Genomic DNA, 19,880 nt, shown 5'->3' on the forward strand with positions numbered 1-19,880 from the left:
ACACTTTCCTCGTCGTCCTTTTCCTTATTGGCATGTTTGTTTTGTTTGGGTGATGATGATGACTAGAATACTTTTCTTATGTTTGTTCTTATTTCCTTCTTTAACTTACGCAGCACATTGGGAGGAATTTTATTACTATCCTTCCTATTCCACACTTGAGCCTGACCCAATGTGTCCTAAGAGCATTGCAGACACGGTGGGCGGTTATAGTAAGTCCTATCCTAAAGTAACATTCTCTTATGAGTTTAAATCAAAATCGCAGAATGAATTTTGCAATGGGATTTTAACGATTTACATTTTGCGTGAAGAGCATTGCCCTGAAGGTGCACCCACTTATCCTTCTGTCACGTGTCCAGCTGATGAGCCCAAAAAACGATCTTGTGATGACCCAGCGCTACAAAAAGAAGTGCAACACGCTCAACATGCTTGTCAGCTTTCAATGCCTGAGACTGAGTTTTTCAGTAACGTGTTCCAGTGGTGGTGTAAGGACGGTGACGTTTACACCTATTGCGGCCATGAACCAAAAAAATGCATCCAAGGTTTAACTTGCACGACCCCTGATGATGACATTCCCGTTTGTGACCCAACAAAGCAAGAGTGCGCACTTCCAAAACCTGACCCGGACACACCGGGAACACCAGATACACCAATCCCAGATATTGAAATCGAAAAGCCAGAGGAGCCGCCAGAAAATTACTGTGAGTTATTCCCTGATATGTGTATCGAACCTGAAGACCCAAAAGATCCAGACTTGCCGAATCCAGACCCGAAAGACCCAGAAAATCCAGAGAAAGAAGCGAACAACCATTTAGAGAATATACATACAACTCTCGATGATTTTCGCAGTAAGCAGCTGCTGGATAACAAAGTTTATAAAGAGTGGCAGCAACATATGCTCGGCCAAATGAAGCTGGTAAATGAGAACTTAAAAAATAAAGGTGGTGGCGGTGGCGGCGGTGTTGGCCTTCAAAGTGCTGTTGCTGAGGGAAACCTTAAACTTGCAGCCATTGGCGATACCTTGAAAGATATCAAATGTGAACTTGATGAAGGTTGTGAATCAGAAGGAAAAGAAAAACCGACCGTAAAAGTCGATTGCGCTCAAAGCATTTTTGAGTGTAAAGGCGATGTCATTCAATGCGCGCAATTGAAAATTCAGTACGAAAATTCTTGCCCAACTAACCAACTGACCGACCTAAAGAAATCGGTTGAAAAAACTTTTGGTACCGACAGAACGGATGAGTTAGTTGATTCAGAGAGCGTCGACTTTTCCAAAATCGATTCAAAGTTTCTCACTAATGGCGTTTCGTTTGGTAATGCCAGTTGTCCTGCTGCACAAAGTTTTACTTTCAATCACTTTGCCGGAAGTACAACGGTTGAAATCTCGTACGAACCCGCTTGCTACTACGCACGAACGGCAGCACCAATCCATGTTGTATTGGCTTGGATAGCTGGACTGTTTTTAATTGGTAGAACACAAGGAGCATTCTAATGCCTTTGCTTATTGGTTTTTTTTCTACGTTTTTGATCCCGTTTCTTCCTTCGATTATTCGAACACTGGTGACGTATGTTGCTATTTCTGTTGGTTTCGGTTTGGTGGCTTATACGGGTGTGAATTCCTTTCTCGATATGTTGGCCGATTACATCCAAGCGAATATTGCGGGAGTACCTTCAACACTGGCGCAACTTATGGCACTCGCGGCCATTGATACGTGCATTAACGTGATCCTCTCCTGCCTCGTTTTCTCATTCACGCTTAACGGCTTGATGGGTGCTACAGGTTATCGTCCGTCATGGCGAAAACCAACCAGCCCAGTATAGGAGTCTGACTTATGTTTTTTGCTTTTAGTGGTGGCGTTGGTACGGGTAAAACTCTCCACGCCGTTAAGACACTCATCGAGACGGAATCCTTCATCGGTCGCCCTATTTATTATCATGGCGTGCGCGTTCTCCTTCTGGATTACTCCGTTTGTGACAGTTTCCAAGGTTGGTTCTATGGGATTCATTGGCCTGCAAACAATCACAACAAAGCACTAGAGAAGAAGGTACTAAAAATTGAGGATGAGGGACGACTAGCCGAGCTTGAAGACTTCCCTTATCTGGCCTACCAATATTCAAAACACAACCCTGTCGAACAGTGGTTATTCTGGTACAAAAAGACGGCCTCCAAGAAACGATTGGTACAACTCCAAGAGGCGTTGGACGTCCTTGAAATCGAAGAATCCGAGCTTGAAGCCTCGCACATTATCGAGCTTGGACTTTCTTGGAAAAGCTTTGATAACCCTCTGGAGATCCACAACCTTCCGGCGGGTTCGGTTATCTTCGTTGATGAGGTTCAGAATATTTGGCCTCCTCGCGGTGGAAGCTCCAAACCAACCGAAGCGCTTAAATGGATGACAAAGAGCCGTCACGGTGGTTCGGATTTGGTCTTTGTTTCTCAGGATTTCCGAGACGTTGACCAAATAATAAGACGCCGTATTCAAGCGCATGTTCATTTAGAGTTTATCGGCGGTGATGCCCTACATCGATATGAGCACATCGAAGGTATCGAGACCCCTGCAGATTTAGCCAAGGCCGAAAAGAAAAAGATCCGCCGTGATTCCAATTTCTATGGCGTTTACCTCAGTGCGATTAAACACACGCAAAAGCCTAAGCTCGACCCTCAAATCAAAAAAGGGCTAACCATGCTCGGCTTTGTTGTTGCTGGTTTATCCGTTTGTGCTTATGGCTTTCACTACTTCTATCAAAACTCGATTGTGCAAGCGACTGAGATAACGGCCGTTGATGATTTTCAGTCAGCGCATTCCTCAGTAAGTGGGGATTTCACTTCCGATAATTTTTATCCTGGTCAAACGAGTGATAACTACATTACTCGCTTATTCCCTGCCGAAGAATCGCTTCCGTTCTCTGCCCCTGCTTATGCTCAGTTAACAGCCGAGGCGATTCAGTATCCGCAATTAACTTGCGTCATTAACTATTCAAATTGCGCTTGCTTCACTCAGCAAATGACCCGTTATGCAATCAGCGATAACCACTGCGAGAACATCGCGCGATTTGGATACTTTGATCCTTTTGCTGATCTTCAGGAAAACGGAGAAAGAAGAAAGAAACGAGATAGAAAAACTCACACGACTAACGGACTAAACAAAGGAGGTATTCACAATGGCTAGATTCTTACTGGTACTCATGCTGATTTCACCACTGGCGAATGCATTCGAGTCGAACCTATCCGGTAAGACACTGAACGAGTTTTTCATTATTGCGAGTCAAACCTTCCAAAAGACGATCGTTGCTGACCCGTCGATTGATGGTGAATTGAAAATCTATCAGGCATCCGGTGCGGCTAACTTTCGGGATGTTTGGTTTAGCGTGATGCGGGCACACAACCTCACTTACATCGAATCCAATAGCGTGATTCGAGTACAGCCGCGTAACCAGCTCGACGCGGGGAACCTCATCACCACTCGGACATACAAACTCGAATTCATGGCCGCCGATGATCTCAAAGACTCATTAGCGCAATCACTTCGAGTGCAAGCTTCCGTTCTGGACGTTCCTGACGTTACTCATGTTTCGAGCATCATTGCGGGAACGGCTTTAATGGTTACGGCACCTCAGAACATGCACCCATCTGTTGAAGAATTTATTCGCTACGTTGACAGGCCAATGAGACAAATCAAAGTAAGAGCCGTTATCGTTGAAACGTCTCGCGGCAACCTGTCCGATTTAACCGTCGATTGGAAAGCGGGAGCTGGTGCGGTCAGTGCGGCCTTTTCCGGTGCTGCTGCCGGATTCATGAATGGCGTTCCTCTCCTGTCATCCAATAGCGACGACTTCACGGCCTTTATCCGTTACATCGAATCCAATGACAACGCCGAAATTCTGAGCCGTCCAGAGCTAACCATCTTACACGGCCAAGACGGATTGATTAGCGTTGGCCAAGAGCTACCTTTTGTGACTGGTAGCTACACAACCGAATCAGATTCAAGTGATAAGCCATTTCAAACCATCGAGCGCAAAGACGTTGGTTTGTCTCTTTACGTTCAGCCGCATATTGGCGCGAACGGGAATATAAAACTCCGGATACGTCAGGAGCTTAGCCGAGTCGATAAGTCTATTGAAGCGAGTGACATTGTAACGAGTAAGCGCCAAATCGATACGGTTCTGACGGTTAAATCAGGTGATACTGTTGCGCTTGGCGGTATGACATCTAAAGAGACACAGAACGTAGAAATCAAAGTTCCGGTTCTTGGCGATATCCCTTTCATCGGTCTCTTATTCCGTTCTGAATCTGAAAAGGTAGCAAACCGAACACTTAGCGTAGTCCTATACGTTGAGGAGGCATAGAAAAGCCCCGCAGGGATAAGCAATGCACGAAGTGCAAGCGAGGCACCAAGCCGCCCACTAGACTCAATTGTCCTATGCAATCGAACGGCGCGGTTAGCTTTCTCAATCAAATTGTTGAGCAACCACCCCTCGCCCTGCTAAGCCCGCCTCGCAGAGCCTATCAACAACAAAGGCGCGTTAACCTACTGGAACCCATATTAAATAGAAAGCGAATCCATTTTTAAGCTTTTAGGAAGTAAGGTGTTTGAAGTTTGAGCCACACAAAAAAGCCGAACCCCATCGCTAATAAGGTTCGGCTTTGTTTGGCTTCATGTCATGTGGAGAAAAACACTAGTTGGATGTTGAAGCCCGTCGAGGTCAACCGACGCGCCAAAGGTATCGTCTCCCTACCCGCTGTGTAAATCATCACTAGTAACGTTTCGACGCAGTTCGCAATCTTTACCGTGCGCTTTCATTTATGAAGTTTTGGGTTAGTTCTCGGGGCAGGTCGTCAATCATAACGTGATGATTTATCAAGTGCAGAAAGACGCTCAAAGTCAAAGAAAGCGACTTAACTTATTGTTGGTCATAGTATTTAAAACAATGTTAAATATAATGAAATAACTTTAAGTTACTTTTCTAGGAACATGTATGAGCGTCAATTTTGATGTTTGGATAGATAGTGAAGATTTTTCGGTTGACATGAATGCTGGTTTGGAAACCCTCAAAGGTGCGTCTGAAGTCACACGACAAGTAGCAGGCACACTCCTAAATGAAAAAGTACCGAAGCAATTGATGAGTGAAAACAAAGTCAGAACTAAGCTAAGGAAAAACTTCAAAGGCTCATTTATACAAACCTTCACTTTAGAACTGGAAGACCCAGAGCTACAAAAACGTTTCAATAAAATCGGTAAAGCAACATTCACAGAGCTAGTTTCTTATTTTGTACATGAAGCACTTTACCAAGAAGGCGCAGAACTGTCCCAGAAAGCAAAGAATATACTTGAGAAATTAGGTGATAAGCTTGCAGACGAGTTAATAAGTCAGCTCAGAGTTTCATCTTTAACACACCTACATTCAGTTTCGACTCATTTCGGTAAAGACGTTAAACTCAGATATCGTAAGAACAAAACAGAACAAACGGTTCTAGCTCAGTTGGATCGTGGTACCTCAGCAACTTTAAAACCAAAAACAAACAGAAAAGTAATTGATCTAGAGGCCAGCATTACTCGCCTGAATATAAATACTGGTAATGGTCGACTACAGCTAAAAGGAGCTCACGAGACGATAGCATTTGGATTCCCTCAACAAATTAAATTTATTGCTCAGAATAAAGCATTAAAACAAAAGCTTTCTGACAACTTACATGTTAACAACGGATTGGGGGCGGATAGAGATAATTGGAAAACATTAAAGTTGCGTGCACACACACAAACTACAAACAGTGGTCGTGTAATCAAATATATCATTGAAGGTATCTTAGATGCTTAATCGGTATTCAGTCTTTGCAATGTTAATCATGGCAATAGTGATTGCTTCTTATGTTTTTCAGTTCTATTTCAATTTGGGTTATGGAATTTCTAAAGATGCTTCTGATTGGGTCAACTTTAGTGACTATGTCGGAGGATTGATTAGCCCTCTTCTTAGCTTTATATCATTAGTGCTACTTATTCAGTCTTTGAACTTGCAGAATCAAGCAAACAAGGAGCTTCGAGCAGAAGTTAAGCTAAATCAGAAAAATGAAAAACTCCGGTCATTTGAGACTTACTTCTTCGGCTTAATAGAAGCTCAGAAATCCTCATTTGCCAATTTTAAACTTGACTTTCCTACACAGTTCGGGGGTAGGTCTTTGGATGGTGTATGCGCAGTTCAAGAACTTGAAGACCAAATTGAAATATTACGTAACAACGGGGCAACAGACACTGTTGTTTCACAAGCTATAGAGCTCATTGATAAAGATGAACGAATCTACAACACAATTCGCATTTTCTACAACATAGTTAAGATGACCAGTGAGAGACTCTCTGATGAAAATGGGTTCGATGAGAAAACACGTAAAAATCAATTTCAAACGTTAATTAGCTTTACTGAGTTTTCACAGCTACGACTTGTTATGATTAGTATGCAGTTTATTGACTGTCCGTCAGCGTACTACCTTAAGGCTAGTCAAGAATTTATGGATGTACTTATAGATTTAGGCGGTGGAGCAGATTTGTACTAATCATTAGTTAGCATTTAGATTTATCCAGATACCCCACTGTTGTGGGGTATGCGAATCATTTCTTTATCATTCCTATAGTTCTAACGTATTTCATTATCTTTGATGTGACGATAAAGTCTGGTTCAGCTCCTATTTCTAATAGAGCGATTCCGGTAAGTATTTCTTGAGGGGTAACTAATTGGCCTGTCGGTAGTTCGAGCTTGTCTTTATGCATTTTGAAGTTTACCCATTCTTCGGAAGCCGCTAACTCCCTACCTCTGGTCATTCTCATAAGACGCATACATTCAGGAGGTATGGGATTTCCTTGATCCCATGATTTGACCACCCTGGGGCTCCTAAAACACAGAACAGCTGTTTCTTCCACACTCAAACCACACACAAATTCACGAAAAACGTAATTCTTACTCATTTTTCGAAAGTTAGTCATATAAGCCCTTAATTTTAAAAGGGTGCATATGTCGGCTTAATGACTACTCACGCAACATTTTGTGAAATGTTATGCGGCTAGGTTCGAATTCTTAATCGACTTAACAAAACTTGTAGTAACGCTTAATTCTCTATGAATAGTTAGTGCTTATCGAAGCGCAGACGTATAAGTTAGTCAAGGATACAGATTCAAAATTTAGGACTGTTCAGCTCAAATGTATTACGAAAACAGTTCAAATTTTATTGATTCTTAGCTTAGAATAATATTAAATTACACGCGCATAAATTAGAACAAAGGCAAAAACGTGCAAGAATCACCAACTGACAAAGTAGTCCTTACTCATTTTCGTATAGATGAGTCAAGCCAAAAACCCAAAATTGGCGTAAGTGCGACGACTCTTGGTGTTAGAATCCAAGGGTTTAATGTCGAACCCAAAGGGGCATCTGATATTAGTTGTGATAACAAAGGTATGGTCCATGCCGAAAATAAAGGGATGTCAGTGGAACGACCACCTGCTAAAGACATGCCGCCTTTTTTACAAGATCTGCCACGTTTTTCCTGTCAAATTGAATTAATTGAAGAAAGTGGTAAACTAAAAGTAGTTAATAAATATCCTGATGATCCTTCTAAAGACGACAAGTTGGTTATCGCTCCTGCTTATTCAATGCATGCAAGCGAATACTACGATGAAGTGGTAGCAACCCAACATTTATGGCTTATTGGTGAAAAGGGTGAAGATTATGATGAATAATACCCAAGTAAATAAAGAGTTATATAGCTTGTTACAAGCACAATCTCCTTACTCATCATGGTATAGCTTATGCGAGAAGTACGTTAAAGTTTCACACGTAGAATCTACAGAACTTTTAGATTCTATTTACACATTGAGTAACGAATCCAACGTCAAAGGTTCTGATTATTACTATGATGTAGTTTGTGAGATTATGTCTGTGTTAGCAGGACGTTGTGATAACAGTATCTCCTTATGCTCAAATGATATAAAACACGTTACACACTTATAAAGTTAAGGCCTACTATGAAGTAGGCCTTTTTGTTTATCTATAGCCTTACCTCTAATTAGACTCTGCTAGCCAGTGTGACATACTGGATCCCTCGGTGATTATAGATTTATTAGCTTCTCTTACTGCTTCCAAGTAACTAGTAAGTGCTCCTAGCATCTGCCTACTATCTTCTCTCGGTAAACATTTACATTCATAATGTATGAATTTGATGATCACTGTTACCATGTTCATAATAGATAGACTTCATATCAATACTTCAAGTGGTAAAATATTGTTGGTTCGTAGTTTTTGTAAAGCTAACCAATAGATGTTTTTCTTTTAATCAATTCTAAGCAACGAACATATTTTAATAATCTAGTTTTGGTTTTTACGTCTGAAAATGCGTCTATTTCCAACAAAGCTATCGCTGTTAATACTTCTTGAGCTGTAACCAATTTCCCCGTTGGTAGCTCTAAGCGGTCATGGTGCATGCGGAAATTATTCCATTGTTCTGACGAACTGAGCTCTCTACCCTTTACCATCCTCATCAGCCTTTTACATTCTGGTGGTATGGTTTTTCCCCTATCCCATTCTTTGACAGTCCTCGCAGTTTTCAAACAAAGCTCAGCAGTTTGTTCAACGGACAAACCACACTCAATTTCGCGAAAAATATAGTTTTTATTCATTTCGCGCCACCTTAATGAATTGTTCATCAAAACAGTAAGTTAGTGCTTGAAATGAACGTATAACCCTATTAAACATAAGGAGACATAATACGTAGTAAGGGTGTAGGAGAAAAGTTGTAATGTCACTATTTAACAAAGTTAAAATGTCTCTTTAGCATACAATCACTAGTCCTTATTTACTTTGGATTTGTGCTAAGGACATGATGAAGATGCTAGTGACTATGAATGACTCTGATATCAATCGTTTTAAAGTAATCCAGGATGTTTGTGATCGTCGAATCCGCCGAGTCGATGCGGCAGACATTCTTGATTTGAGTGTTCGCCAAGTGCAGCGACTTATGAATCGTCTGCGAGACAATGGCAGAATAGCTTCTGCTCATCAAATCCCTTGGCTACTTGCCGAATGATATTCGTTGGTCTGGATTTCGAATCTGTGAGAAACGCGCGGTGTTTATCACGCCGTCCGGTCGTGAGTTTAACCCGAAAGAATTAGAAAGCTTTGTGTTCTGGCGTGACGAGCATCGCCAGCTTGTCGAGCAATTTGGGCACATAGACCAGCCCAAGGTCTATCCCGCAAAAGAAAACGTCTTACCGTTTCGTGGCGGCCGTCGAATGAAAGCCGCCGAATGGATACCAAGTAAAAATAAGTAGCAGTTTAACCCAAAACCTTCGATGACCCTGTAGTAGTCGTTTCCGGTGTTTTCTCTGGTTGCTGATTTTCACTATTCTCTGAAGACGCCATTAAGTGGTTCTCCAAAGTCCTTTCCGAAGCCTGCGCTTGAGCTGCTAACCTATCCTTTTCTCTAGCACTTAGATGAGCAAGCAGTTGATTTAACAAGGGAATATTGCCAAGCTTTCCAAGAGCATCTGTTAGTTTAGAGCTTTTATCGATCGCATCTAAGATAGGATGATCCGAATTGTTGTAGTCCGATATAAGTTTACCGGGGTTCTCACTGTTCACGTTTAATAGGTTGAACAACAGTTTAGTTCTTAATTCTTCACTAGCTGTATCTGTGCCAATATTGGAAATTTGCGTTGATAAACCTTCAAAAGTGCGGCTCGATACTTCTTTATGAGTGTACTCTTCAATTAAACGCTTACTTAGCTTGTAACTTTTATTTGAAGAATAAGCCACCCAAAGTATTGGTGCATACACTGGTAACATAATAGAAAACAACATTGGAGCATCTTTGATTACTATATCAAACCCTTCCCTTAGGAAGAAAATTCGAGCCACAATAAATGCAAACGGCATCAGCGAGCAAGCTACAAGAGCCTTTATCGAATTGTTAAAAGATTTTTCATGTTTTTTCAGTTCTTCCTTTTCAATCTTTATTTTGTCAATGTAAGCACCAGAAAGACCAGCTGTTAAAGCTGATGGCAATAAAGAGTTGATTTTTTCGACTATTGCATCGTATTTAGCTTCGGAATTTTTTTTGAAATTTTCGAGACTTTCTTCGTAGTTAATTTCTATTCCATTTAATGTGTTCTCTTGAGTTTGATTCACTTTTGCTAATTCTTTGGAAAAATTGCTTAAATCTTCTTTTAACTTCGTAAAACTAGCTTCCAGCTCCTCTTTTAAACCAACAACAACGACCTCTTGTCCTTCGTTTATATGTACATAACCAAATATTTCTTCATATATTTCATTTATGCTTTTTCGTTGTGATACAGCTCCATTCAGTAAGTTATTCATTCGCTTACCTGAGGATTCAGATTCTGTTAACAGCTCTCGAATTATATTTACGCTCTCTTGTAAGCCTTCTTTTTGATTGGTAAATTCTACGAGCTCGTTGTGCATCTCTTCTATTTCAGTTTGTTGTTCTTTGAGCTCTTGCAGTTTTCTCTTTTGTTCTATAAATGCATCTTCAGAAGCATCTTTTTGAGTATCAATAGTTTCCTTGGCTTCGCTAGCTTCGACTTGTGTTCTTTCGATGACCGTTTTGGCTTCTGTTATAGAAGACAATATTTGTTCGATTTCCTTTGAGCGTTCCTGTGCTCGGTTTCTATATGTACTTATGTTCCTGCTGTCATTTACTATCTGCTTGTAGTGATCAGGCGCATTTTTTTCCAGTTCGCCTAAGTTTTCAGATTGCTGCTTGATTTGCTTCTTGATCTCGTTGACTGCGTTCCACAAATGCTCTTTTTCTTCATCTATTTTTTTATAGATTTTCTTTTCTGAATCGAATAACACCATATGTGTTCCTTTGCGCGGCTGATTCCAAATGTAGGGGTGTTGTTTGACAGCCAGTGCTACCTTTGCACAAAATATTGCTGTCCAATTAACCCAAGAAGCCGAATCATGTTGAATAATGATTCAGCTTCACTTTGTAAAAAACTTAAAATTAAGTTGCCGAATATTTATTTTCGCCCAAGCGATATGCAACTTTAACCATCATCTGATATTGCCCTTTTATAAAAAGACAATCAAGCTGTTGACTATTCATGCAGGAACAAAAGCCGACCTCAATCAAAAAAGCCGAACCCCATCGCTAATAAGGTTCGGCTAAGTTTTGGCTTCATGTCATGTGGAGAAAAACACTAATTGGATGGTGAAGCCCGTCGAGGTCAATCGACACGACAAAGGTATCGGTTCCCTACCCGCTGTGTAAATCGTCACTAGTAAGGTTTCATGGAGTCGCTTCATTTCAACTGGGAACTCACCACCAAGATGTGCGTACACGATTTGTTCGTAGAAAGTTCCCCGTTCTTAACTAGTGTGTCATGTGACAGTCGTTGCAGCACCAATAACAACCATTTGACTGGTAATATTTTTTCTTTGCTTCAATTACTGCTTCAGCACAATTATCAAATAAGCCTAAGTAAGTCTTAGATTGAATTTTATCAAAATGAGGACACCCCGAATTATGGACCTCGTGGTCGCCATTATGATGGACCTCGTGGTCGCTATTTTCCTGAGCTATATCGTTTACGTAATATGCTAGTTTCATTGTCTACCCCATCTTGTTAAATGTGATATTCAAGATAAATATAGCTGAAAAACAATCGGGCTATCACTTCAAAGCGATTCTCTCTTAGCCATTACAGTAAGCTGGATTTGGTAATGGCACTTTTGAATATCGGAACTTACAGCTCTCAGGCCTTCTTAAACAGAGGCAAACTCATCAATATTAAGTTACGCGGTCACTAATTCTTCTAATTCCTATTGGTTTTGATTGATAGTCGTGGAGTTAACTATCTGACTTTCTTACTTTATCTCTGATTTTGGCGACAGGCTCTTATTAGTTGGCTCAACCAGTAGACAAGTTTATCCAAGTCACTTTGGTGAAGCCCAATGACTGCACAAAAAAGCCGAACCCCATCGCTAAGGTTCGGCTTCTTTTTGGCTTCGGATTTGGAGAGCAACACCATATGATTCCGAAGCCAGTCGAGGTCAATCGACGCGCCCAAAGTATCGGCTCTCTACTCGCTGTGTAAAGCGTCATTAGTACCGTTTCGACGCTGTTCGCAAACTTTGCCGTCCGATTTCATGGGGCTTTCCATCCAAGCCCCCTACTTTCTGGTATCTTTATTAGGCTAAATCGCAAGGCATCTTAAGCGCCACCAGCGACAACAGAAACTGAGTGTAAAGCATTCAAAATGCCGTGCGTGTTGAATCTCTCTAGTGAGCTTGTTAGCCCATCACACACTCGCTGATGTGTTTGTTGAATGAGACAAGATCGAATGATCCTTTTATCTCAAAGCGTACTTTGCCTACTTCACTTAAATACAGCTCTATCTCGCAGTCCAGGTCGAATGTGCCAGATGTTTCTACAGAGAATGCATTCACTTTGCTGTACGGCAACGACGTATAGTCCACCTTTGAGCCGGTAATGCCCTGTACGTTGGCTGCGATAACTCGTTTGTTGGTGAAAATCACCTGATCACGGACACTTTTGAATCCGGCAATGATTTCCTCACCATCAATGAAAAATTTGTAGAAATCTTCTCTAACCTTCGATTCTTCAATCGGCTTTAGTTTAAACACCGACGAATTTTTAAAATCGATCATGACTCTCTCCTATACAACTAATTGTTTTTGAGCCAGCTGGCCTCGCGTATCGACCTCACCAACGTCTAACCAACCATGTTTACGGTAGAACGCGATGCCCTGACTATTGGCTGGTAAATACCTTAACTGGACATACTCACATTTGGCAGCCTTTAATTGTGAAAATATGAAGTCTTGCAACTTGCTACCTAAACCGTTGTCACGAAATTCTGGCTTTAAATACAAGAGGTTTATGTAACCATATTTCACGCCATCATCGTCTATAAAGCCTTTTCTAAACTCGATTTGGCCAATGGTTTCGCCGTTCATTACAACATGGTAGAAGCCAGCATCTGAGAATGACGCCAATCGATAGAACCATGATGTCGCGTCCTCGCTACAAAAACCGTCTACATTGCCGTAACTGACGGCGTAAGCATCTTTACGAAACGCGACACACAAATCTAATTGTTCTTCGATATTTACCGGAACAAACTCCATGTTGTACTCCGTCTATTGGAAAAAGAATTCAGCGCCAAACAAGATTTTTGTAGAAGCGGGAATGTCGAACCTCGATGTTACTGAGCAAACTATCTCAACACTAAACGTTCCGTTTGAATCACTTTATAGCACCATGCCTGTTAAGCGTCGTTAAGGTGGAGACAATGAGATAGAACTTATTTGAATTAGGGGCTAAAACTGCTTTTCCATACGTAATAGCTTCCAAGACTGACCGTTAAAATATCTTGTACCTGATTCAACCATTAACGTTTCAAAGCCCAAGGACTCGTAGCATTTTCTCGCTGCCGTATTATGTTCAAATACCGCCAAACTCAGCGTTTCTGCAGACAAGTCATTTCGAGCTTTTTCAATTGCCAGAGTCATCATGGCTTTTGATAATCCCTGACCGCGAAACTCCTCACTGATGAAAACTCGACAGATCCGATAATGATCGTCTGCAACCTTGTACAGTTCTATAAACCCTGCATTTGCATGATCAACAGTGAAAAGATAAGGATGGACTTCTGCTTGAGCACAGTGGGTTTTGATTTGAACTGCAGTTAACGGAAAAGTATATGCCGGGCCGCCCCATAAGTAATTCAACTCATCGGTCTTAATCCATTCCACCAGCTGTTTAAAATGAGTTTGTTTAAACTCGACTAACTTCATACTTTGCCTCAGGTCCAAAGCGTTAACATTATTCAACTAGGAAGCTAATACGTTCTGCAGGTAATCGTCGCAAACTTCTAGTTTATAGACCGTTTTAGACTTTACAAGACAGGCGCGCATTTCATTTCGTGCACGTTGATAAAGAGCGTCGGTGAGTTCGTTGTCTTGTTCCCATTGCTCTCGGCTTGGCCACTGGGCATAACCCACTAAGATATTCGGTTTGTCTGATATATGAAGCCTGGAGCCGAAACTACCGCAATGCTGATAGATAGCTTTGGTCACTTCCAGCCATGCATCGCGAAATGCAGCCTCTGTGCCTGCCTTAATTTCAAATTCATAAACTGCTATAAACATTTGTCCCCCCCTTGAGCGCTTTTGAATTATGGCGCAATACTGCCTAGTCACCTCACAAATAAAAGCCGAACCCCATCGCTAAGGTTCGGCTTTTAAGTTAGCTTCAGATTTGAAAAACGAATACGATTCAAATATTGAAGCCCGTCGAGGCCAATCGACCTAACTAAAGTATGAGTATCGAACCATTGTGTAAATCATTATTAGTAAGGTTACGAAGTTTGTCGCAAGGTTTCGAATGCGCTTTCATTGTTGCTGTTGAGCTTTAGAGACGGAACGCTTTATAAAACGATACAACCCTTTATGGTCGCTGAATGTAGTAAGCACCGAGACATCGTTAGAATTTAACTTTACTGGGGTTCTGAGCTAATTATATAAATTTAAATCATCGACGAGCTTAGAAAGATTAAACGGACGTGAGAAATCCTTTTGCAATTTCATTAACTCTGCTTGGTCGAGATGGTTCACAGCTTCCAAAACTGCCTCCTCAAGTGGGGAGAGATCTTCTTGAAATAGATGTAGTAAAGCCTCATTTCCGTCACGTATTAGCGCTAGTTTAAGAGCTTCTGCTTCATCTTTTATACAGTTTCTGGAGTTATAGTTATAGAGGTATCCTATTACAGCTTTTTGGTCTTCGATACTTAAGGATTTAAACCAAACATTATCTGGGAACTTGGGATTATCACTTTGAGACATAAAGCACATTTCATACTTGTTATCCCAGTTTTTTAAAGCTGTAACACTATCAGAAGAGCTTGAACAACCAACGACTAGTATGGAGATAAGGAGTACTTTATTTTGATGCTTCACTTACACACCTCCAAAATTCTTGCTCTTTACCATAAGTAAATATTTCTTTTTGGTAAGCAATTTTAAATATTTGCGCTCTTACTATTTTTGTTGAAGAGTTCATTGCTCTAGCAAACATCTTCCAGTCATACTCACGTATAGTGGTACCAGAACATATCAAGACAAAAGCATGATAATTTGTACTTGTTAACTATAAATTTTCAATGACTTTGGCCAACCTAACGGCAGTCTAATTAAGCTGAGCGACGGTCACTAACGGATTACACGTTATCTCAGTATCTCTTTCGATCACGTTAGCGACATATATCGGGTCATACTTCCCTGTAGCTTCAAACCTCAGTAGCTTGTGATGCCCCTCTAATGCAGAGTTGACGTAAAAATCACGTTCTTGACGCTTTTTCTGCCTATGAGATGAATCATCCAACTCTATTACCGCGAGTATCTTAGTATTTCGATCTGTGATCACGTAATCCATACGTTTAGCCCAAGTCCGGGAGTTGTCTTTGAAGTGCAAAGGCTGAACCAAAGCCATCAGTGACACCTGACAATGCACGACATAATCAGAAGGTAATATCTCTTGTAGAACCTGATAGAAATTACGCTCTGTCTTGGAGTTCAGATATATGTGCTTTTTATGAGGCACAAAAGATGGCTTAGCCGGCTTTTTTGTTACTGTGGGGAACGTAGTGACTCTCTTACTTCCAGAACCAACGAAAGGCTTAAGCTGACCGCGATGTCGACTCTTTTTTGATTTCATTGATGTGTAGGCAATCAACACTAGGAATAAAACTATAACTATTTCAAACACTTTATAAATCCTTTTTCTAAGAAACGATAACAACAAAATTAATGCCTTATACCATTCTCTGACGCGTTAGAATCCGGTGAGTTCGATACGATTACAACGTCATATAACGAGTTTATAACTTCCAGCCCGAGAGCGTTTAAGGCTAATTAGTAGAGATATGGAGTCGTATATACTTTTCCGGAAACTTGTAGCGAAACGTCTTACCTACTTTTAAGTTCGATTTCACATAACGACACACTGGTTGATCGCCCGTACCTGTAACACGTTTGATCGATGCCTTACTTCCCTTATGCTCCATTTCGATCATGACATCACAGTAACCCTGATAATCATCGAATTTACGACTTACTTTACTTTGCAGCTGGTTTTTGATCTTTCTGGCAACTGGGTTTGTTTCAGAATCATCCGAAAAGACAGATCCACTGAATAAAACCAAAGCCAAAAACGTGACAACGTATCGAAAATTCATACCCATTTATTTAGTCGTTAAATCATGAAGCTATATTAGTTTTTCATCGCCCTAATATAAAAAATGGGACGCTGATTTGCGTCCCATTTAACATGAATAAGTAATTGATATGTAAGCTAAGCGCGCTTCTTACCTTTAGCTGTTTTAAAGCCTTGGTGAGGAAAGACATTTCTGATTCTTTGCTGGGTTTTCTTTGGCACGTCTTTAGAGAAAACTAAACGCATCCCTGTGCGCTGGTTGTAAACTTTCATCTCACCAGTGAACGGGTTGTGTTCACTGATATCTTCTAAGTTGTGTTTGAAAGTAGGAGGAATATGGCCTTTCACTTTACTGATATGCCCCTCGTCAAACGAAACTTTGAGTACCGGTCGGTCGACAGCAATCAGCCAAAAGATAACCACAGCAGCAATCAATATTACGTATAACATTTAAATACTCCTTAACTGGATAGCAGCTTACTCAAGTCTTCTTTAATTGAAGATACCTTCTGACTTGCTTTTTCGCTTCTCGATGCCTCGGAAACTAAATATTCAATCGCATCTGAGAGCGTACAACCCAGCTCGTTTGCTCGGTTTGAAAGCTTTTCCCAAACTCGGTAATCCAGATCAATAGATTTCTTCTTAGTATGAACTTGTTCAGCATTGAAATGACGTTTTCGTTTTGCACGTATCGCTTGCTTAAGCTTATTATCAAGCTCTTCTGACATATGGTTTTCAATCCAAGTCAGTACCTGTGTAGGTTCGTGCTCAAGGCGTCGTAGCTCAGCTACTGCGGCATCTGCTTCACTGGAATCGATATGGCGAGTAATAGCCACTCCATCCTTCCATTTCTTGATCAGATAATTCCACTTCCACCCACATTCCAAATTTTCAAGTTGCTGATATTTCATCCTTTCCGACCTATAAATCTCACCTAGTGACAGCGTAACCCAGATACTTAAATTCAGCAAACAAATCTCTTAGAAGTATCGAAGCGGATCACTCATTTGTCTATCTATTACACATTGAATCCTCACTAATTTGTGATTGTTCAAATTGGGACTAGGGAGTTATTAACCGTTTCGCTATAATGGCGCCAAGATTGAATTATGATGAATTTTAATGAACCAACTTAACTGGCAAGACGTTACGCCTTCGTTCGACCAATACGATGCATTATTAAAGACCGCTACGACACTACCAAAGCAAACATTTGTTGATCTACAACCACGAATGTCAGCGACGATTTCTCGATTTACAAAAATCAATGGCCTTACCCGTATCCTGCTGATTAATTGCGTAGACAATTCGATATACCGTGGCTTAATAAGCGCAGCGGTCAAACAGAGCGCTTCGTCACCAGTGATCACAACCGAATCTCTTGACGCAAAACTTCTCTTCGATCGCTATAGCGTCGCGGAGAATGGTGAAATTACGTTTGAAGCTGGACTCATTTCTCAAGCTAATGGTGGTTACCTGATGGTTCCCGCGAATTTAATCTTGGCGAATCCTGGCTATTGGCCAAGCATTAAATCAGCTATTCAAAAGCAGCCATTTATTCCAATGAACATGAGTCCTACTCGTATTACGGCTTCTACCGTTACCGCAAACACCTATGACGTTAAACTGATTGTCACTGGTGACAGAAGCCAACTCGCAGAACTTGAGTACGTCGATGAGGACTTTTCTTCAGGTTTAACCATGTATACCGAGGTTGAGGAAGATATCCACCTGTCACCAGATAATTTGGCTTCATATCTGGGTTTTGTAAATTGGGTGTGCAGCGAATACAAGTTACCAAGCTTAGACGAACATGCATTTAGAAGGCTCATGTTGGCTGGCATGCGTTTAATGGAAGACCAACATTACCTTCCTCTTGGCGTATTATGGCACTACCAGCTCTTAGCGCTCGCAAGCCAGTACTGCGAAAGTAATGTAATTGACTTTAATGCGATAGATAACGCCATTGACGACAAATACTATCGTGAGTCTTACTTGCCGCAACGCGCTGTGTACGACATTCTCGATGGTCAGGTAATCATTGAAACGACAGGTGAACAAGTTGGGCAAATTAATGGCTTAACGGTCATTGATATGGCTGGCCACCCTGTTTCTTACGGTGAGCCAGCACGTATTTCATGTGTGATTCACTTTGGTGACGGCGATGTATCTGATGTTGAGCGCAAAGCAGAACTTGGCGGCAACTTGCACGCCAAAGGTATGATGATCATGCAAGCGTTCTTGAGCTCGGCACTAAATCTTGATGAACCGTTACCTTATGCTGCTTCTATTGTGTTTGAACAGTCCTATAGTGAAGTCGATGGTGACAGTGCCTCTCTCGCTGAATTGTGTTGTTTAGTGAGTGCGCTGTCTGAATGCGCTGTTAATCAGCAGATAGCCGTGACAGGCGCTGTAGACCAATTTGGTCGCGTTCAGGCCGTAGGTGGTTTGAATGAGAAAATCGAAGGCTTCTATCAGGTATGTAAACACCAAGGCTTTACCGGGCATCAGGGTGTGATTCTACCTGAGACGAATCTCAAGCACTTAGCCTTACATAAAAGCGTCATAAAAAGCATTCAAAGTGGAGAGTTCAACATTTGGTCAGTATCTACTGTAGATGAAGCCATTCCTATCCTGATGGGTAAACCATTCCGTGGTGAAGACGACAGCATTATTGGAAAAATTGCTGAACGTATTGAAAACTTTGAAAGACATGAACACACAGAAGGAATTGTGCAGCGTATCAAAAACTGGTTTGTTTAGTACTGATCGGAGTTGTTTAGCGTACACGTGTTCACTAAGATGCACCTGTCAAAAATTGGAGTGATTGATAATGCAAAACAAACGTGATTCTTATAATCGTGATGATCTTCTAGCTTCGAGCCAAGGTGAGCTTTTCGGCCCAGGTTACCCACAGCTACCTGCGCCAAACATGCTTATGATGGATCGTATTACCAAAATGTCAGAAACGGAAGGTGACTTTGGTAAAGGCTTAATTCTAGCGGAATTGGATATTACTCCAGATCTTTGGTTCTTCGATTGTCACTTCCCTGGTGACCCTGTAATGCCTGGCTGTCTTGGCTTAGACGCAATGTGGCAACTTGTTGGCTTCTTCCTGGGCTGGGTTGGCGGTAAAGGTAAAGGCCGTGCTCTGGGTGTAGGTGAAGTGAAATTTACAGGTCAGATCCTTCCAACAGCGAAGAAAGTGACTTACGAAATTCACATGAAGCGCGTAGTAAACCGCAAGCTTGTTATGGGTCTGGCAGATGGCCGTGTATGTGTTGATGGTAAAGAGATCTACGTAGCTAAAGATCTTAAAGTTGGTTTGTTCCAAGATACCTCAAGCTTCTAAGCATCAATGCTTTAAAGTTTCTTAAAGGCTCCTGTGGGAGCCTTTTTCTTTTCCTATTTCACAAGTGCAGAAAAGGCTCCATAAGAGCCCTTTCAAATCCTTCTAGTTGTATGTGGGAGTTATTTATAGAGACCAGATTGTTTTTCATCTCTGGCATCACGCCAACCACCTAACCAATACGACCGAGCATCAATTTGTTGATATGGGCAAGCCTCTTGGGACCTTCCATTCAACCCAGCTTTATAGCCTTGAGATTGAGCTCGTTCTAGGCGATCACGCTTTTGTCTCTTCAT

At 41.3% G+C, this 19,880-nt stretch carries 24 protein-coding genes and 1 pseudogene; 12 read left to right on the forward strand and 13 right to left on the reverse strand.

Annotation, left to right across the window (positions count from 1 at the left end; genetic code table 11):
- The first annotated feature begins 58 nt into the window (after positions 1-58).
- The 6 genes from WJM94_RS02460 to WJM94_RS02485 all read left to right on the forward strand — a co-directional run bounded on the left by WJM94_RS02460 (position 59) and on the right by WJM94_RS02485 (position 6,544).
- The gene (locus WJM94_RS02460) at positions 59-1,489 is read left to right on the forward strand and encodes a virulence factor TspB C-terminal domain-related protein (protein WP_444492655.1); all 1,431 of its coding nucleotides are present in this window, start codon (positions 59-61) and stop codon (positions 1,487-1,489) included.
- Positions 1,489-1,818 (forward strand): DUF2523 domain-containing protein, encoded by a 330-nt coding sequence (locus WJM94_RS02465; RefSeq protein WP_444492656.1) that lies wholly within the window; start codon positions 1,489-1,491, stop codon positions 1,816-1,818. Before WJM94_RS02460 ends, WJM94_RS02465 begins: the two co-directional genes overlap by 1 nt.
- Before the next feature lie 11 nt (positions 1,819-1,829).
- On the forward strand, positions 1,830-3,167 hold the full coding sequence (locus WJM94_RS02470; protein WP_444492657.1) for a zonular occludens toxin domain-containing protein: 1,338 nt from the start codon (positions 1,830-1,832) through the stop codon (positions 3,165-3,167).
- Positions 3,160-4,344 (forward strand): hypothetical protein, encoded by a 1,185-nt coding sequence (locus tag WJM94_RS02475; protein ID WP_444492658.1) that lies wholly within the window; start codon positions 3,160-3,162, stop codon positions 4,342-4,344. The genes WJM94_RS02470 and WJM94_RS02475 overlap by 8 nt, the downstream gene beginning before the upstream one ends.
- Before the next feature lie 630 nt (positions 4,345-4,974).
- Positions 4,975-5,814, forward strand: a complete 840-nt coding sequence (locus WJM94_RS02480; protein WP_444492659.1) for a hypothetical protein — start codon at positions 4,975-4,977, stop codon at positions 5,812-5,814.
- Between the two features lie 28 nt (positions 5,815-5,842).
- Positions 5,843-6,544, forward strand: a complete 702-nt coding sequence (locus WJM94_RS02485) for a hypothetical protein (protein ID WP_444492660.1) — start codon at positions 5,843-5,845, stop codon at positions 6,542-6,544.
- 55 nt (positions 6,545-6,599) lie between these two features.
- Here the strand turns inward: WJM94_RS02485 and WJM94_RS02490 are convergent, their stop codons facing one another.
- The gene (locus tag WJM94_RS02490; protein ID WP_444492661.1) at positions 6,600-6,971 is read right to left on the reverse strand and encodes a regulator; all 372 of its coding nucleotides are present in this window, start codon (positions 6,969-6,971) and stop codon (positions 6,600-6,602) included.
- 304 nt (positions 6,972-7,275) lie between these two features.
- Between WJM94_RS02490 and WJM94_RS02495 the strand changes: the two genes are divergently transcribed.
- Entirely contained in the window at positions 7,276-7,722 is a 447-nt protein-coding gene (locus WJM94_RS02495) for a hypothetical protein (protein ID WP_444492662.1), read from the forward strand.
- A gap of 567 nt (positions 7,723-8,289) precedes the next feature.
- Here WJM94_RS02495 and WJM94_RS02500 read toward each other — a convergent pair.
- Entirely contained in the window at positions 8,290-8,658 is a 369-nt protein-coding gene (locus WJM94_RS02500) for a regulator (RefSeq protein WP_444492663.1), read from the reverse strand.
- Positions 8,659-8,867: 209 nt separating this feature from the next.
- On the opposite strand from WJM94_RS02500, the gene WJM94_RS02505 reads away from it, so the two are divergent.
- Both WJM94_RS02505 and WJM94_RS02510 read left to right on the forward strand, forming a co-directional pair.
- Positions 8,868-9,065 (forward strand): hypothetical protein, encoded by a 198-nt coding sequence (locus WJM94_RS02505; RefSeq protein ID WP_444492664.1) that lies wholly within the window; start codon positions 8,868-8,870, stop codon positions 9,063-9,065.
- A pseudogene (locus tag WJM94_RS02510) lies at positions 9,028-9,309 on the forward strand (phage protein); the annotation flags it as partial. The gene WJM94_RS02505 and the pseudogene WJM94_RS02510, both read left to right, overlap by 38 nt.
- Positions 9,310-9,313: 4 nt before the next feature.
- Here the strand turns inward: WJM94_RS02510 and WJM94_RS02515 are convergent.
- From WJM94_RS02515 to WJM94_RS02525, 3 genes are all read right to left on the reverse strand, one after another.
- The gene (locus WJM94_RS02515) at positions 9,314-10,855 is read right to left on the reverse strand and encodes a hypothetical protein (RefSeq protein WP_444492665.1); all 1,542 of its coding nucleotides are present in this window, start codon (positions 10,853-10,855) and stop codon (positions 9,314-9,316) included.
- Between the two features lie 1,437 nt (positions 10,856-12,292).
- Positions 12,293-12,670 carry a PH domain-containing protein gene (locus WJM94_RS02520; RefSeq protein ID WP_444492666.1) on the reverse strand — a complete coding sequence of 126 codons (378 nt, stop codon included), beginning with the start codon at positions 12,668-12,670 and terminating at the stop codon, positions 12,293-12,295.
- A 9-nt stretch (positions 12,671-12,679) separates the two neighbouring features.
- Entirely contained in the window at positions 12,680-13,150 is a 471-nt protein-coding gene (locus WJM94_RS02525; RefSeq protein ID WP_444492667.1) for a GNAT family N-acetyltransferase, read from the reverse strand.
- Here WJM94_RS02525 and WJM94_RS02530 point away from each other — a divergent pair.
- Positions 13,149-13,304 (forward strand): hypothetical protein, encoded by a 156-nt coding sequence (locus WJM94_RS02530; protein WP_444492668.1) that lies wholly within the window; start codon positions 13,149-13,151, stop codon positions 13,302-13,304. The two genes, WJM94_RS02525 and WJM94_RS02530, sit on opposite strands and share 2 nt — an antisense overlap.
- Positions 13,305-13,342: 38 nt before the next feature.
- On the opposite strand, the gene WJM94_RS02535 is transcribed toward WJM94_RS02530, so the two are convergent.
- The 7 genes from WJM94_RS02535 to matP form a co-directional block, all read right to left on the reverse strand.
- Positions 13,343-13,819, reverse strand: coding sequence for a GNAT family N-acetyltransferase (locus tag WJM94_RS02535; RefSeq protein WP_444492669.1), 477 nt, complete (start codon positions 13,817-13,819; stop codon positions 13,343-13,345).
- 36 nt (positions 13,820-13,855) lie between these two features.
- Positions 13,856-14,173 (reverse strand): antibiotic biosynthesis monooxygenase family protein, encoded by a 318-nt coding sequence (locus tag WJM94_RS02540; RefSeq protein ID WP_444492670.1) that lies wholly within the window; start codon positions 14,171-14,173, stop codon positions 13,856-13,858.
- A 363-nt stretch (positions 14,174-14,536) separates the two neighbouring features.
- Positions 14,537-14,980 carry a hypothetical protein gene (locus WJM94_RS02545; RefSeq protein WP_444492671.1) on the reverse strand — a complete coding sequence of 148 codons (444 nt, stop codon included), beginning with the start codon at positions 14,978-14,980 and terminating at the stop codon, positions 14,537-14,539.
- A gap of 229 nt (positions 14,981-15,209) precedes the next feature.
- Positions 15,210-15,788: a DUF2726 domain-containing protein gene (locus WJM94_RS02550; RefSeq protein ID WP_444492672.1), complete on the reverse strand. Its 579-nt coding sequence runs from the start codon at positions 15,786-15,788 to the stop codon at positions 15,210-15,212.
- Between the two features lie 142 nt (positions 15,789-15,930).
- Entirely contained in the window at positions 15,931-16,263 is a 333-nt protein-coding gene (locus WJM94_RS02555; protein WP_444492673.1) for a hypothetical protein, read from the reverse strand.
- A gap of 110 nt (positions 16,264-16,373) precedes the next feature.
- Positions 16,374-16,685 carry a DUF3634 family protein gene (locus WJM94_RS02560; RefSeq protein ID WP_444492674.1) on the reverse strand — a complete coding sequence of 104 codons (312 nt, stop codon included), beginning with the start codon at positions 16,683-16,685 and terminating at the stop codon, positions 16,374-16,376.
- A gap of 11 nt (positions 16,686-16,696) precedes the next feature.
- Positions 16,697-17,146 (reverse strand): macrodomain Ter protein MatP, encoded by a 450-nt coding sequence (gene matP / locus WJM94_RS02565; RefSeq protein ID WP_444492675.1) that lies wholly within the window; start codon positions 17,144-17,146, stop codon positions 16,697-16,699.
- A gap of 211 nt (positions 17,147-17,357) precedes the next feature.
- Here matP and WJM94_RS02570 point away from each other — a divergent pair, with 211 nt between their 5' ends.
- Both WJM94_RS02570 and fabA read left to right on the forward strand, forming a co-directional pair.
- Positions 17,358-18,998: an AAA family ATPase gene (locus WJM94_RS02570; RefSeq protein ID WP_444492676.1), complete on the forward strand. Its 1,641-nt coding sequence runs from the start codon at positions 17,358-17,360 to the stop codon at positions 18,996-18,998.
- 70 nt (positions 18,999-19,068) lie between these two features.
- Positions 19,069-19,587 (forward strand): bifunctional 3-hydroxydecanoyl-ACP dehydratase/trans-2-decenoyl-ACP isomerase, encoded by a 519-nt coding sequence (gene fabA, locus WJM94_RS02575; RefSeq protein ID WP_010448008.1) that lies wholly within the window; start codon positions 19,069-19,071, stop codon positions 19,585-19,587.
- Between the two features lie 119 nt (positions 19,588-19,706).
- On the opposite strand, the gene rmf is transcribed toward fabA, so the two are convergent.
- A complete protein-coding gene (gene rmf / locus WJM94_RS02580; RefSeq protein WP_005532367.1) occupies positions 19,707-19,880 on the reverse strand; it encodes a ribosome modulation factor in 174 nt (57 codons plus the stop codon).

The sequence above is a fragment of the Vibrio sp. YIC-376 genome, assembly GCF_052353105.1.
Classification (GTDB): Bacteria; Pseudomonadota; Gammaproteobacteria; order Enterobacterales; family Vibrionaceae; genus Vibrio.